Annotated in this window: 5 protein-coding genes and 2 pseudogenes; all 7 read right to left on the bottom strand. The window is 62.4% G+C overall.

The genetic code is table 11. The features are described from left to right. A partial coding sequence (locus BUE42_RS30625; RefSeq protein ID WP_143171856.1) for a putative HlyD family type I secretion protein occupies window positions 1-487 on the bottom strand: 487 nt, incomplete at its 3' end. Continuing rightward, window positions 484-786 (bottom strand): annotated as a pseudogene (locus BUE42_RS30630) (type I secretion system permease/ATPase); the annotation flags it as partial. The pseudogene BUE42_RS30630 and the gene BUE42_RS30625, both read right to left, overlap by 4 nt. A gap of 695 nt (window positions 787-1,481) precedes the next feature. Next, the gene (locus tag BUE42_RS32800) at window positions 1,482-13,553 is read right to left on the bottom strand and encodes a calcium-binding protein (RefSeq protein ID WP_159445525.1); all 12,072 of its coding nucleotides are present in this window, start codon (window positions 13,551-13,553) and stop codon (window positions 1,482-1,484) included. A 29-nt stretch (window positions 13,554-13,582) separates the two neighbouring features. Next, on the bottom strand, window positions 13,583-14,284 hold the full coding sequence (locus tag BUE42_RS32805) for a hypothetical protein (protein ID WP_143171858.1): 702 nt from the start codon (window positions 14,282-14,284) through the stop codon (window positions 13,583-13,585). Between the two features lie 147 nt (window positions 14,285-14,431). Then, on the bottom strand, window positions 14,432-14,929 hold the full coding sequence (locus BUE42_RS32810) for a hypothetical protein (protein WP_143171859.1): 498 nt from the start codon (window positions 14,927-14,929) through the stop codon (window positions 14,432-14,434). A 292-nt stretch (window positions 14,930-15,221) separates the two neighbouring features. After that, the gene (locus BUE42_RS32815) at window positions 15,222-15,917 is read right to left on the bottom strand and encodes a hypothetical protein (protein WP_143171860.1); all 696 of its coding nucleotides are present in this window, start codon (window positions 15,915-15,917) and stop codon (window positions 15,222-15,224) included. After that, window positions 15,917-16,263: pseudogene (locus tag BUE42_RS33245) on the bottom strand (hypothetical protein); the annotation flags it as partial. The gene BUE42_RS32815 and the pseudogene BUE42_RS33245, both read right to left, overlap by 1 nt.

Consider the following 16,263-nt stretch of genomic DNA (forward strand, 5'->3'; position numbering starts at 1 on the left):
GCGACGCCGTGCGCACCGACTCCGAGATCGCCGACGCACGCTCCTGCATCACCCGCCCGCGATCGGCCTCGGCCAGCGTCGCATCGAGCTCGATCAGCAGTTGCCCCGCCTTGACCCGGTCGCCGTCCTGCACCTGGATGGCCTTCACTACGCTCGCCTCCAGCGGCTGGATCAGCTTGCTGCCGTCGCTGACGACGATGCGCCCCGGGGCAGAAGCCACGATGTCCAGCTCGCCGAAGCTGGCCCACAGCAAGATCACGACGAAGAGCGCGCAGATCACCAAGGCCGCATGCCGGGGCGCCGGATGCACCGGCGTCGCCTGCAGGCTCAGCGCCGCGGGCAGGAAGGCGGTCTCGTCGGCCAGGCGCTTCGGCCCCGCCAGTTCATGCCGTGCCTGCCACGCGGCCGCGAACACGGCCCGGTAGCGCGCCAGCAAGGCCAGCGCGGGATGCGGCGCCGGCGTCGCTTTCGGTATGGCGGCGCTCATGCCTGGTTCTCCACGGCAACCGCTGTGCGCTCGATGCCGCCTTGCATCTGCCACAGGTAGGCGTACAGCCCCTTCGGCTTGGCGACCAGCTGCTCGTGCGCGCCCATCTCGACGATGCGCCCCTTGTCCATCACGATGATGCGGTGCGCATTGCGCACCGCGCTCAGCCGGTGCGCGATCACCAGCACCGTGCGGCCCTGGCAGATCGCCGCCATGTTGCGCTGGACGATGGCCTCGCTCTCGTAGTCGAGCGCGCTCGTCGCCTCGTCGAAGATCAGGATGCGCGGGTTGCTGAACAGGTCCTCGGTGGAGACGGGCTCGCTCGGGCTTTTGCCGAGCTGATGCAACAGCGCTGCGGGGTCAGCGGGTACCTGGTGAAGCCGGGCCACCAGGCACAGGGCGTGAAGCGCGGCCTCGCCGTCCCTCGCTCCCGAGCGCAATTCCGCCTGCTCCGTGCCTCCTGAATCTTTCAAACCCGCTCCCGTTCGGTTTGATATTCTTGTTTGTGCGGGGCAGTCTAGGCTGACGGATGAGGAACGTCAAACACCCCCGTTGGAGGGTCACGGACCTCAGCAGCAGTGAGGAATCTGGTGCCTCGGGTCGGAGTCGAGAGGCCGCGTGGAACGCGACCCTTGCAATGCCCGCGATCGCCACGGCAACAGCGGATACACCCGGCCATATCCTTCCCCGTGGACACAGGCCTCAAGCTCCTCCAGTTCCTTCACTCTGCGCTCGGTCAGTTCTGCCATGCAGCCCCCTCGCTTGACCGGCGCCGCTGGATAGCCGCGCTGAAGCTACGGGGTGCGCGAAACGCTCGTTGAGCCGCCTGTCCGCAGTCTGGAACAGAACATCCGAACATTGATTGAACGAAGCCGAGCGGCCGTAGGCGGCCTGCTTGCACGCCTGTGCGACCGCCAGATGTAGTGGACAACAGCAACCCGGCGCAGAGGAGCGCTCCGATGATCAGCGCAGGTTTCATCTGAGCACGTCCTCGTCAAATCGACTGATGAGACACCGTGATGATCGGCGAAGTCCTCCAGGTGTCGGCAGTCGCTCTCAAGCCGCTGTCGCTCTCCACGGGCACCGAGAACTGCGCCATCGCCGAGATCAGTACCGCTGCGTTCTGCTCCAGTGACTGCGCAGTGCCGATCGACAGCGGCACCTGGCTGCCGCCAATCGTGCTGCCGTCGGCCAGGCGGATCTCCTCGATCTTGTTCGCCGTGCCGACATACCAGTTGCTCACCGTCAGCTTGTCGGTGCCGTTGGTCAGCCCGATCACCAGGTTGTTGCCGCTGCGCGTGAGCGTCACCTGCGAGGCCGTGATGCCCGCGCCGATCTCGATGCGGTCGCTGCCGCCCGCGTCGCTCAGCGTGTCGTTGCCGTCGCCCAGGCCCCAGCGGTAGACGTCGTTGCTCGTGGCCGTGTCGGTCAATATGTCGTTGCCAAGACCGCCGGCATAGGTGTCGTTGCCGGCACCGCCAATCAGCGTGTTCGCTCCGCTGCCGCCGATCAGGACGTTGGCTTGTGCGTTGCCGGTGGCGTTGATCGCACCCGTGCCCGTCAGCGTCAGGTTCTCGACATTGGCGTAGGCCGCGAGGCTGAGGTCCCAGGTCACCACGCTGTTGATGGTGTCCGTGCCTTCGCCGGCAGCCTCGGTCACCGCATCGGTATTGACGTTGACGAAGTACACGTCGTTGCCCGCGCCACCGACCAGTGTGTCGTTGCCCAGGCCCCCGTCCAGCGTGTCGTTGCCCTGCGCGCCCGTCAGTGTGTTATTGGCGCTGTTCCCGACGAGGATGTTGTCCAGGAGATTCCCGGTCCCGTTGATCGCGCCGCTCCCGCCGAGCGTCAGGTTGTCCACGTTCGCCGACAACAGGTAGGTCGCTGTGCTCTGCACTTGATCGATGCCTTCGCCGAGCAGTTCGGCGATGACGTCGCTCGATGCATCGACCACGTAGGTGTCGTTCCCGATGCCACCGCTCATCGAGTCGTTGCCAGCGCCACCATCGAGCGTATCGTCTCCAGCACCACCGACCAGGGTGTCGTTCCCGCCGCCGCCGCTCAAGAGGTTGCTGGCCCCGTTTCCTCTCAGCGTGTTCGCGACCGAGTTCCCGACAGCGGTCGTGGCATCGCTTCCCGTCAACGTCAGGTTCTCCAGGTTCAAGTCCAGGGTCCACGTGACGGACGACTCGATGGTGTCGGTCCCGGCATTCGAGTTTTCCGAAACGGCATCGTGCGCGTTGTCCACGACGTAGATGTCATTGCCGGAACCCCCGCTCATCGTGTCCGCGCCGGCCGCGCCGTCCAGCCTGTTGGCCCCGCTGTTGCCGGTGAGGATATTGGCGAGCCCGTTGCCGGTCGCATTGAGCGCGCTGCTGCCCGTCAGCGCCAGGTTCTCGAATCCGTTGCCGAGAACCCAGCTCACGCTCGACGAAACAGCATCGGTCCCCTCGCCCTCGGCTTCGTAGATCACGTCAGCCACAGAGTTGACGACATAGGTGTCGTCCCCCTTGCCGCCTTTCATGGTGTCGTCACCCGATCCGCCATCGAGCGAGTCGTTTCCTGCATTGCCCAGCAGGAAGTCGCTGCCTCCCTGGCCGAACATGGTGTCGTTGCCGGATCTGCCGACCAACTGATCCGCCGACGAGCTGCCGTTGAAGAACTGGTTCTGCACCAGGACCGTGAGGTTGAAAACGGCCGTGGCGGTCGCACCGGTGTGGTCCTCGGCCTGGATCGACACGGTGATGTTGTTCTGCAGCAAGGCCTGGGACCATCCCTGCAGTCGCAGCGTCGCGGGATCGAATGTCAGCCAGGACGGCAGATGACTCCCGTCGGGCAGCGTTGCCGTGAAGACGAGCGTATCCCCTGCATCGGCGTCGAAGAACGATCCGGGCGCAATGCTGTAGCTGAAGAAGTCGCCTTCGCTGATCGTGCTGTCGCTGAGAGCGCCTTGGAACGTCGGCGCGTGGTTGCCGGTCGTCGAACTGACGTGCGAGTGGATGGCCGCGAGGTCCCAACGGCTTCCGTCCGCGAAGACGATGCCTTGCACCGGGTTGGCCGCATTGGACGGCGCACCATCGGCGAAGAACGACACGACTTGCAGTCGATCGGCCGTGCCATTGATGCTGATCAGGAGATCCGCACCATGGCGCGAGAGGCTGAGGTCGCCCGCCACAATGCCCGCCCCCAGCTGAACGACATTTTGCAGGCCGGGCCCGATCTCGGCAGACTCGGTAATGACGTCCCGGGCATCGCCTCGGCTGAAGAGGTAGGTATCGTTGCCGGAGCCGCCGTCGAGAAGATCGTTTCCGGCGCCCCCGGACAAGCTGTCGTTGCCGGCATCGCCCAGGAGCGTGTCGTCTCCGGCCCGCCCGTTCAGTCGATCGGAACCGGCTGCGCCCGTCAGGAGGTCGGCATTCTTCGTGCCACCGATCGTGTCGCTGCCAGCCCCACCGGTCATGACGCGGGACGTGAGTGCGTCCACCGTCCAGAGTGTCCCGTCTGCAAACTCCACCTGCACCCCGGGATTCCAGCCTGCCTCGAACCCGCCATCACCGAAGAATCCGCCCACGATGACCTTGTCGTTGCTGCCGACGATGCCGAGTTCGAGGTCGTCGTCCGGATGGTCCGAGGAGCTTCCCAGGTCGAAACGGGCAAGGTCGCTGCGTCTGACGACGATGTCCGCTGCCGTGATCCCCGGCTTGAAGCGGATCGTGTCCGTCAGCCCATCGGTGCGCCCCACCGCGACCGAGTCTTCTCCATCACCGCGACCGAAGAGGTAGATGTTCTCGCCCTGCTGTCCATACAGGACGTCGTTGCCCACGCCACCGTCCAGCGTGTCGTTGCCTGCGCCGCCGTACAAGGTGTCGTAACCAGTCGATCCGCTCATCAGGTCACCGGAACTGAATCCACCCAGCTCATCGTCGCCGGCACCACCCTGGAGCAGGCGCGCCTTGATGAAGGCGGCGCTCCAGATGGTTCCATCGGCGAACCGGATCTCGTCGACACCATCCGTCGACGACGCGCTCCGCCCTGAGAAATCGAAGTCGACCCACTCTCCGGTGTCCTTGATGACGAGGGTTGTCCAACCGGTGCCGCCTCTGAGCTCGACGTCGGCGGCCGTGATGGCGGCCCCGAGCTGAATGGCGTCCGTCTTGCCGCCCCCGCCAGGCCCTCCGCGAAAGACGTCACGCCCCGAGCCACGACCGAATAGGAAGACGTCGCTGCCTGCCCCACCGTCCAGTTCGTCGTCGCCGGCGCCACCGTCGAGGGTGTCGTTCCCGTCGGCGCCATGCAGCCTGTCGTCGCCGTCATCGCCGCGCAGCACGTCGTTGCCGGCACCTCCTTCCAGGATGTCGGCATCGCTTCCGCCGCTGAGGGTGTCATTGCCACCTTCGCCAGTCAGCCAGTCTGTTCCGCCGAGCCCGCTCAGCGAATCGGCACCCGTTGTTCCGAACAGCTTGTCGGATCCGTTGCCGGCATACAGCATGCTGCGCACCGTGCTGGCGTCCCAGACCGTGCCATCGGCAAAACGCAATGACTCCCCTTGGTACGCGCTCGCCGGATCATTGTTGAAGCTCTCGCCGAAATAGCTTTCGATGCGAAGCACATCGTTCGAGCCCTTGATCGACAGCTCCAGCGTGGAGACCACGTTGGAGAAAGCATCCGGCACCGCCTTCAACAGAAGGTCGCCCGGTGCCACCCCGGCGCCGATCTGGATCACATCCAGCGCGCGGTCCAGGCTGAACCGGTCGCCGGTCAGGACGTCGATGCCGCTGCCGCGTCCGAACACAATCGTGTCGTTGCCGGCGCCGCCATCGAGTCGGTCGTTGCCAGCGCCACCGTCCAGCGTGTCATTACCTGCCGCGGCGACCAGTTGGTCGTCGTCGACGGTCCCCGACAACGATTCGCTCTCGCCCGTCCCATAGACTTGGGCGCCCGGCACGCCCCGCCGGTCCACCACATGGGCGGCCATTTGCGTGCCGTCCCACTCGCTGCCATCCGCGAAGCGGATGCGGATGGTGCGATACGACCAGTCGAGCGAGAACTGATTGAAGTAGTCGCGGATGGTGAGCTTGTCGTCCGTTCCAACGATGGAGAGGACCAGGTCGTCTGTTCCGGAACCGGTTCGCCGCGTCAGGATGAGATCGCTCGCCGAGATGCCGGCATCGAGGGCAATCAAGTCATGGCCGCTGACGGCCCATTTCTCATCGACCGTGTCCAAGCCGGACCCACGGCCGAATCGATAGGTGTCGTCTCCTGCACCGCCTTCGAGATAGTCGGAATCGGCACCGCCCACGAGGGTGTCGCTCCCGTTGCCGGCCCGGATGTAGTCATCGCCTGCGCCGCCGGAGAGCAGGTCATTGCCGGCATACCCCTGGAGGAAGTCCTCGCCCTCGGTCGCAGTGATGAGCCGAGCGCGGATCGCTGCAGCATCCCACACGGTGCCATCCGGGAAGCGAAGGTTGACCAGGCCAAAACCGGGATTCCAGTCGGGCGAGTAGCTTCCGAGGTCGGGCCCGTTGATCGTCAGTTCGTCGTCCGTTCCCTTGATGCGGATCATCAACTGTCCTTGCCAGCTGAGAACCAGGTCGGCTGGGGCAATGCCATCTCCCAAGACAACGGTATCGGCCCCGCCGTCTGCAAGGTCCTCCGATCTAATCACGATCGTGTCGTGACCGGAACCGTGCCCGAAGTGGTAGAGATCGGCACCGACGCCGCCCGTCAGGACGTCGTCACCGGAGCCGCCGTCCAGTACGTCGTCGCCGGCATCGCCATACAGGCTGTCGTTCCCCGTTCCGCCCAGCAGGCTGTCGGCCCCTGATCCGCCATGCAAGGCGTCGGAACTGGCTCCGCCGTCCAGCGTGTCGGCCCCGCCCGCCCCGTCCAGCCGGTCTCGCCCACCCGCACCCGACAGCGCGTTGCCGGCGTCGTTGCCCGTGATGAAGTCATCGCCCTCTGTTGCAACCGTCCTGCGATAGCGTTCGTTGCCGAGATCCCAGACGGTGCCGTCGTCGAACTGAATTTTCCCGACAGCGAAGTTCGTCTGCCCCGCGATGTCGTGGGAGTAGGTGCGGATCGAGATGCTGTAGGCCCACTCATTGGCGATGTAGACAAGCCCGTCGGGGCTGAACGAGACATCGTCCGGCGAGATGCCTGGGCCGAGCCGCAGCACATCGGTCGTCCCATCGGATTCGACATTGCCGCCGATGGTGTCCTGGCCCGAACCCCGGTTGTAGACGTAGACGTCCTGGTTGGCCCCGCCATCGAGCAGATCGTCGCGCAAGCCGCTGGTCAGCGTGTCATGCCCGCGGCCACCGGTGAGATCGTGCGCGTCCGCACCTGTGATATCGGCGTCATCGAAGATCGTTCCGTCGGCCAGCTGAATGCTCAAGCCTGCATTGGCCATGGTTTTCGCCGGCAGGTCGAAGTAGCCGACAACGCGCACGCTGCCAGCATTGCCGCTGCCACCCGCGTAGTTGATCCAGAGATCAGCTCCTTGCCTGTTCCAGCCTTTCAACGTCAGTCCGGCTCCGAGGTAGATGCGGTCGTTCCCCGCATTGCTGTACGCACGCGTGTCGATGACGGCATTGAACTCATCGGCCTGCAGGATGTAGGTGTCGTTGCCCTCTCCGCCGGACAGCAGGTCGCCGCTGCTCACCAGCAGCGTGTCGTCACCGCCCCCGCCGTTCAGTGTGTCGGCCCCTTGGCCTCCGATCATGACGTCGTTGCCATCTGCGCCCGTCATGCGATCTGCGGACGTGGTGCCAACCAGCAGGTCCGGTCTGGCCGTGCCAGCCAGGCCACCGATGGCCACCGTCCAACTGCTGAGCTCTTCCTGGAACGATCCGACGCCCTGGACGCTGCCGAGTTTCTGCATCAGAAACTCCAGGGCATGCCAGTTCAAGGCTGCGAGCTTGGCCTCTCCGGCGGCACTCACGAACTCGATGAGATCGATGATGCCGTCGCGGGCGTTTGCATTGATGGCCTGCGTGAATGCGCCTTCGAGCGCCTGGAAGTCGCTCGCTCGCCCGCCGTTTGCGACGGCGACCGTCAGCGCACTGGCATACGGCGCAAGCCGCGTGCTTAACAGCAAGGACTCGTACACGTCCGTGCGGAACCGCGTGTAGGCGAGAGAGATGCTCTCGATCTGGGACACGCTCAGGGTCACCGACAGACTGCCGCCCGTCTGCGTCAGCGCTGCCGTGTTGGCCTGGCCACGCTGCCCCGCATAGGTGAATCCCGTGAACCTCTCGACGATGCCTAGCCTGCGAACGAACTCTTGATAGGGCGCCGAACCGGTGACGAGCCCCACGAGCGTGTAGTTGAGGGCCACGCCTCGAGCCTCGGCCTGTTGCTTCAGCGAGCCCATGTCGGACGTGCCAACCCATCGCTCCATGAACCCGTCGAGCATGTCGACTTGGGCCTGGCGCGTCGCCTGCTGCGTATAGCTGCGCACCCAGTTGCCCAGTTCGGGAGAGAGGCTGATGGCTTCGTCCAGGTCGCGGACTCGACCCGATCCACGCAGGTTCGGCAAGGCGATGGCCTGCGCCGTCAGCGGCACATGGTCCGTGAACTCGCGATAGAAGGAGTCCGTCAGCAGTTCGAGGTTGGCGGCCAGTGACTTTGCCTCGCCGGTCGACCCGACACTGCCGTTCGATCGGGTGAAGGTTCCAGCCGCGGTCTGCACGTTGCCGTTGCCCAGCGGCGTGTTCATCGGCGATACGCTGACGCCGACCGAGACGATGTCGTTGGCGCCCAGGCTGGTCAGTTCATTGGCCTGGCTGATGCCATCCTGGTTCAGGTCACGCCAGATGCGCAGTTGGGCGAACACGCTATCGCTGGCGTTGATCACCGCATCGCCATTGGCATCGAGGTCTCGCAGCGCAGCAAACCCATCGGTCGCCTTTTGGCCGCTTTGCAGCAGCGTGTCGACGCCGAACAGCTCGCGTCCGGAGTCGATCGTGCCGTTGCCGTTGATGTCGCGCACCAGCCAGCCATCGTCCGGCTTGATCCAGCCGGTGCCGGTCTTCACGCCATCGGCATCGTGGTCGAACAGCACTACAGTTCCGCCATCACGCGGGCTGGTCGTCTCGATGCCGTCGCCATCCAGGTCCAGTACGAGCGGATCCAGGCGCGGCACTTCGATGCCGCCGGTCGACGCACCAGCGCCGCCGTGCCCCGTCCCGCCTGCGGCGCCACCACCACCACCAGCCCCGCCGGCACCGCCCCCTCCTCCTCCGACTCCTTCCCCTCCGCCACCGCCACCGCCACCGCCACCGTTGCCGCCGCCGCCACCACCGCCTCCTCCTCCACCACCACCTCCTCCACCGCCACCACCCCCTCCGCCATCGCCGCCACCGCCACCGCCACCGGGAATCTCAACACCGCCGGGGCGTGCGCCGTTGCGACCATCATTCGGATCGGACGGCAGATTGAGCCAAGAGTTGTCGCCAGCCCCGTCTGGCGCCTTGAGCCACGGCAGAGAAGCCGGCGGCGGTGGCGCAGAGCCGGACCCGATGGTCCCGCTCGTGACGCCCAGATCCACCACCTGAGCCCAAGTCGCCCGCTGTCCGTTGGCGAACTCGATGACGTCAAACGGCCGAGAACCTCCCTTGCGATCCGCGCCATCCAGGCTGAAGGTGATCGTGTCGGTCGCAGCGCCGATCCGCAGGCTGAACAGGCCATCGCCCACGTCCAGAAGCTTCAGGTCAGTCAAGCTCAGGCCTTCGCCCAGCTTCAGGATGTTGTCTGCATCGCGCACTGTGCCCATGTCATGGTTGGTGACCAGTGAGTCGGACCCGTCCCCTCGCGAGAACAGCACGGTCGCACCGTGGAGCGTCGCCAGAGTGATCGCATCGTCACCGCGGCCGGCCGAGAGCACGGCACCGGTTGCCTCGGCGCTGGCGCCGATATCGTCCTCGAACGCACCGCCATAGACCTTGCCGCCAGCATCGTGCGTGGTGCGCACCACCTGCTGGTAGAGGCGTTCTGCCAGCAGCCGGTCCATGCTGACCGCCTGCCCGTCAAGGACGACCTTGTCCAACGCGTCGGCACCGCCGAGCACGAGGAGAGCGTGCTCCGCATCGGCGTACAGCGCCAGGTCGGCATCGTCCTCGCCCGAGGCGATCAAGGTCACATCGTCCAGGCCGAGGTCCTGCAGTTCCAGGACGTTGTCGCCTTCCGAATCGGCAATGGTGTCGACCACGCCGCCGGTGCTGATGCTCATGTCGTCGCGGGTCACGACGTAGGTGTCATTGCCCTCCCCGCCGGCCATGACATCGACGCCGCCGCCGCCGCTCAGCGTGTCATCGCCCGCCCCGCCGTACAGCTCATCGTCGTCTGCGCCGCCTTTGAGCAGATCTTCGCCGGCCCCCGCCAACAGGATGTCGGTGCCAACGCCTCCGTCGAGCTCGTCATCGCCGCGGCCGCCCAGCAAGCTGTCGGCGCCTACTCCACCGTAGAGCGTGTCGTCGCCGGTGAGTTCGGACTCGACGCTGGAATCGACCTGGTCCTCGCCAGACAGCCAGTCATCGCCCTCTCCACCCAACAGGACGTCGTCACCGCCGTCACCGAACAACTTGTCGTCGCCGGTGCCCCCGTCGAGGGTGTCGTCGCCATGCCGCGCGGAAGCGACCAGGCCGGTTTCGTCATCACCGTGCAACTCGTCGTTGTCATCGCCGCCGTCGAGGGCATCGTCATCGGCGCCACCCCACAGCGAGTCGTCGCCGACGGCACCGAGCAAGGTATCGTCCCCCCCGTGGCCAACAAGCTGGTCCGACCCCTCCTGGCCGTCGAGGTAATCCGCGCCCTGGAACTCGGCACCCAGGGCCGCCTCATCGCTGTCGCCCCACAGTGAATCGTTTCCGGTACCCCCGTACAAGGTGTCTGCACCGCCCTGCCCGATGATGGAATCGTCGCCGTCTTCGCCATTGAGGTAGTCCGCACCGTGGGCCGAACCGGTCAGGCGTGCGACGTCGTCGTCACCCAGCAGCGTGTCATTGCCTTCGCCCCCGTACAAGGTATCGGCGGCGCCACCGCCGTACAGCTGATCATCACCCTCTTCGCCGTCCAAGTAGTCGGCGCCGTGGTATTGCGCGGCAAGCTGTTCCGCGGCGATGGACGACGCGGTGTCCCCGAACATCCGGTCATTGCCTGATCCGCCAAACAGCGTGTCGGCGCCACCATCGCCGAACATCGAGTCATTGCCCTCCTCGCCGTCGAGATAGTCCGCGCCGTGCGCGGCGCCACCGAGCATCCGCGAGATGGCATCGCCCGACATGGTGTCGTTGCCAGTGCCGCCGAACAGTTCGTCGTCGCCCCCCTCACCCCAAAGCCGATCGTTGCCGCTCCCACCGTCCAGGTAGTCGTTGCCATGGATGGAGGCCGGCACAAGATCCGACGCGGCATCGCCCTCGAGGTCGTCATCGTCGTCGCCGCCGTAAAGCTCGTCACCGCCGCCTTCGCCGATCAAAGTGTCGTTACCGGAACCACCGACCAGCACGTCGTCGCCGTGCTGGTCGAGCGCGGTCGTGTTGTAGTTGTTGGGTGCGGTGTTGGCACTGTCGCCGTGCAACTCGTCTGCGCCATCGCCACCGTCGACGTAGTCGTTGCCGCCCATTCCATAGACGAGATCACTTCCGGAATCGCCGCGAACAACATCGCTGCCTGTCCCCGCGGCAATCCAGTCATTTCCGTCGCCGGCATCGATGACATTACCTTGATCGCCCGAGGCCGGACCACCTACACCGCCAATTTCCCATGCGCTGCCGGTGATCGTCACCCAACTGGTGGCCGTTTCGCCCCAATTGGCGCTGGTCGCGTCGCCCGAGCCAAAGATGTAGTCATCCCCGGAGCCTCCTTTGAGCACATCTGCGCCAACGCCGCCTGCTAAAACGTCACTGCCATCGCCTCCTTCGAGGACATCGTCGCCCGCAAGCCCGGACAAGGCGTCGTTGCCGCTCAGGCCGACGAGGCTGTCGGCCTCAGATGTCCCTGTCAGTTGATCATTGGGGCTGTTGTGTGCGTTGCCGACTTGGGTGAAGGTGGGCGGAACGGGTGCTTCGTCGAATGTGAGGCCGAAGCTGCCGTTGGTCCAATTGCGGACGGTGATCTCGTCACGGCGATCATTGAAGGCGATCGTGAGATCGATGCGGGAGTCGCTGATTCGGGTCAGTGAATAGGTGACCTTGCCATTCGCGCTGCGGTACCGTCCCTCGCCGACCTTCTTCCCTTGCGGCAGGCCCGATTCGAACCCGGCAACCTGCAATACGCCGTCGCTGTCGTCAATGGTGTCGTGCCCCCATTCCCCAGCGAAGCGATACGTGTCAGTCCCTGCACCCCCGGTCAGCCAATCGGCATTGGCACCTCCTTCAAGCAGATCAGCGCCTTCGCCTCCATAAAGAAAATCCAGGCCCGAACCACCGATCAACGTGTCCGCCCCGGCGGCCCCGATCAGCGTGTCGTCGCCGTCGCCGCCGTCGGCGTAGTCGTTCGTCCCCATGGAGCCGATGACGACGTCTGATTTCCCATTCGAAACGGCGGTGTAGGCAAGTCCTGCCTCACCGGTCTGGATGGCCCATCGGGTTTCAGGGTTGGTTGTGACGTGGATGCCATTCAACTCCGGCCGGAGCATGAAGCTGAGCAGAGCATTGAGGCCATTGACGCCGTTAGTGAACTCGGTGCCGAGGTCGCTCATATTCACAAGGATGGCGTTGCCTCGAGTTGTGAGAATGCTCTGAAAGACGCCTCCTGGCGCCCTCTGCCGATACAGGCCCGCAAGTTCAGCATCTACCAGGGCCGCGGCGACGTTCACGATGCGAGTCGTGCCATTCGACTCAAAAAAATCCAAGGCCGTGAGCCCTCGATTCAGATTCACCAGATTGACATCCCGCGCCAACACATCAAGTGCTTCACGCCCCTTGTATTGCCCGGCGACCAAGACCTCGAGCAGATTCAATACTCGAGTTGCCTTCGGATCATTCTTGTAGTATGGACTGGCAAAGAGGCGTGCGAGAAGTTCCGGATGACTCTTCAACGTATTCTTGAAGTTCTCAGAGAGCAGAAGACCCGTCAGTAGGCTGATGGAATGCAGATCCACAGGATTGCCAGCAATCCCGAGTGCTGAGTCGAGATTGAAGCCCCATCCATTGTTGCTCTTCGCATTCAGGTCAAAAATAGTCTCTTGCCCGCCCTCAGCGGGGGTTGAGACATTATATCCATTGTTGATCTTGCCAATACCGAAGCCGGCTTGTGCGATAAGATTTGCAAGCGCAGTGCCGCCCGATGCCGCAAGAAATGGTCCCACCACAGCACTCGTCGAACCCGCAGCGGCGAGGACGACAGGAATGACCGCGCCAGCCGGGTTTTTCAATGCCTCATCGGAGAGCACTGACAATACCTCCCCTTTGATCGCATAGTTTTGCACATTATCATCACGAGCCATACGAGTGGGCGAAGGCTCCCAAGTATTGCTAGAATATGAAGACTGCGAATCGACAGTCTGATAGCCAGAGAGTGCAGTGGGGATGGAATAGCCCGCGGCGGCGAGAGCCGCTTGCAGTTGACCAATGACAATCCCCGAATCAGCACTTTTGAGGAAGAATGCCTCGTCGAATACAGTAGCAGGTCGATCAAAGTAAACCGCCATCAACGACGCCAGCCCTCCTCCGAGAGAATGGCCTGTGAAACTTATCGACTTCCCGGCAAACTGAGGGTCGGCGAGTACATCAAGGTAGAGTTTTGCGGCCTGAACTATTTGAGTTGCTACTCCTGCGTGTCCGGCATCGCTATCGGACATCGCGCTGCCGGCGGGCACGTTGCCTGTCAGCCAGTCAAGAGCATTCTCGTCCGTTGTCCCTGCATAAGAGATTACTACGTCATTACCTTTGACGTAAACACTTGCCATGAAACCGGTTGCCTTATCATTCGGTTTGTATCCACTTGCTCTGTCCAGTTGCGTCCATCCGTCCGGGACTGGCAAGTTGTTGACCGGACTGCGAACAGGATTTCTTCCCGCTTGGTTGTCGCCGTCCTGATCATAGTTTCCATAGACGTTTGCCGACATCAATGAATATTCGATTACGCCAACCATACTCACCCCCTCTGCTCAATTGCCCAGCGGGCACAGGTAATTCCGTTTGAAACGTAGTATTCCTTGATGGTTGCGGGGCGCCGCGAGTTCCCACCCTTTTCACTTGCAAATGGGTAGGCATCACGCCCGGCCTTGAACTCCCAAGTGATAAGCCCTTTGGCATCTTCGACCCCGTTGCCACCCCAGTATCTTGAATACAGATTTGACAACGCCACATCAGTCGGAAAGCTGGCGGCGTCGACCTCAACCCATTCCCCGGCCTGCTGCCTCCAGACCTTTATGGGCAATGTAGACGCCGGTTTTCCCTCACAGAATTCGACGCCCCCGTTCTCCGCCGTTACTACGTAAGCATTGCCATCAAATATTTCCAAGGATGCGAGCTGCCGACTCCCCTTCCAGTGGATATTCAATGGTGCATAGTGGATCTCGAAATCTATATCAGCACCCGGTATCTCAGACAGGAACGGCTGTGGGTTTGCTCTAGCGACGCGTTCTATGACTATCATTCTTCCGTCATGGAGCCGCACCTCCTCCGACCATTTGGCTTCCTCGATTTTCCTACCGCATCCGGCAAGCACAGCCAGACTGACCGAGAGGATCAACAAGGATTGCCTGCGAATTGATCTGGCAAGTAATTGCTTTGCGCGTCCCTGGTTCATTGCCCCACCTTCAAGACTTGATGGTTGGTTGAGAAAAGTGCCCATCACCGCTCCTTCAAACTGTCATTCAGGTGCTCTCGCACCGGGCTCAGCAGGTAGTCGATGACCCGACGCTTGCCCGTCTTGATCTCCGCCGTCACGTTCATCCCCGGCGACAGGTGCACGCGCCTGCCATCTAAGCTTAGAGCTCATTCAATTTATAATTCGATTGGTAATCGCGTGCAGTCGCCTCGCCTCTTCCGGTTGGTCGCCTGGAAAGCACTGCGCGCGACCGAGCAAGGGACCGTCTCCTCCGCTCATACTTACGGCCCAATGGCGCCCTGCGAGCCAGCCCCCTTTTGCAATAAAGGCTTTTCCGGTGGCTATGATTGCGCCGGACGCGACATCTGTATAACTGATCGCAATTTCATTTGCTGGACGAATAAGACCGGGCACTATGCTTGGGGCACTCGCCGCATAGATTAGATCAAATCTCTTATCAGTCGCACCTGCTGATATTTTGTATATAGAGCCGTCCATACACAACTCCTCAAACTCGGAGCCCCCTAAAATCTCATCGTAAATTGGCGCGAGAAATAAGAGTAGAACAGCCACTCCGCCAGCAACTATTCGCAGCATTCTATGCTCCACGCGAAAGGTTAAGCCATAGCCAATAAGAAACAGAAATCCTGCCCAAAGGGCGAGAATCAACAGGATAATTAATGCAGCCACAGTTTCCTCTCAGAATTAATTTCAACACGGAGTAGGAGAGCCACTCGTGTTTGTGAAGGCAAAGGGAAGCACTCGCCACGAATCCGACTCCCTTGTCACTGGGCTTGTATCCTCTTGCTCTGTTAAATTGCGTCCACCCGTCCGGGATGGGCAACTTGTTGATCCCAATGCGAACAGGATTTCTTCCCGCTTGGTTGTCGCCGTCTTGATCATAGTTTCCATAGACGTTTGCCGACATCAATGATGTATTCAATTGCGCCAGCCATACTCATCACTTCTGATCAATTGCCCAGCGGGCGCAGGTAATTCCTTTCGAAACGTAGTGTTCCATGATGGTTGCGGGACGCCTCGCGTTCCCACCCTTGTCACTTGCAAATGGGTAGGCGTCACGCCCGGCCTTGAACTCCCAAGTGATAAGCCCTTTGGCATCTTCGACCCCGTTGCCACCCCAGTACTTTAAATACAGGTTCCACAACGCCACATCAGTTGGAAAGTTGGCGGCATCGACTTCAACCCATTCCCCAGCCTGCTGCCTCCAGACCTTTATGGGCAATGTCGACGTTGGTTTGCCTTTGCAGAACTCGACACCCCCCGGCTCCGCTGTGACGACGTAAGCGTTGCCGTCGAATATTTCCAAGGATGCGAGCTGCCCCCCCTTCCAGTGGATATTCAATGGTGCATAGTGAATCTCGAAATCTATATCTGCACCAGGTATCTCAGACAGGAACGGCTGTGGGTTCGCTCTAGCGACACGTTCGATGACTATCATTCTTCCGTCATGGAGCCGCACTTCCTCCGACCATTTGGCTTCCTCGATTTTCTTTCCGCATCCCACTAGCCCGGCCAAGCTAACTGAGAGGATCAACAAGGATTGCTTGCGAATTGATCTGGCGAGAAAATGCTTTGCGCGTCGCTGGTTCACTGCACCACCTTCAAGACTTGATAGTTGGTTGAGAAAAGTGCCCATCACCGCTCCTTCAAGCTGTCATTGAGATGCTCACGCACCGGGCTCAGCAGGTAGTCGATCACTCGCCGCTTGCCCGTCTTGATCTCCGCCGTCACGTTCATCCCCGGCGACAGGTGCACTCGCTTGCCATCGACGTTGATGTCGCGCTGGTCGAGCTGCAGCGTCGCGGGGAAGCTGGCGCCTTGCGGGGGCTTGTTGTCCGCGTTGTTGCCGTTGCCGCTGAAACTGTTCTGCGGCTGGCGCGCGCTCTCGCTGATCACCGCATCCGCGGCGACGCTCAACACCTTCGCGCCCACCGTGCCGTAGCGCGTGTACGGAAAGGTCTCCAGCTTCACCTCGGCATGCT

Source organism: Rhizobacter sp. OV335, assembly GCF_900142965.1.
In the GTDB taxonomy this organism is placed as follows: Bacteria; Pseudomonadota; Gammaproteobacteria; order Burkholderiales; family Burkholderiaceae_C; genus Rhizobacter.

Excerpts from the sequence above, each read along its gene's own strand:
- BUE42_RS32805 (WP_143171858.1), bottom strand. The coding sequence starts at position 14,284 with ATGGGCACTTTTCTCAACCAACCATCAAGTCTTGAAGGTGGGGCAATG.
- BUE42_RS32800 (WP_159445525.1), bottom strand. The coding sequence starts at position 13,553 with ATGTCGGCAAACGTCTATGGAAACTATGATCAGGACGGCGACAACCAA.
- BUE42_RS32815 (WP_143171860.1), bottom strand. The coding sequence starts at position 15,917 with ATGGGCACTTTTCTCAACCAACTATCAAGTCTTGAAGGTGGTGCAGTG.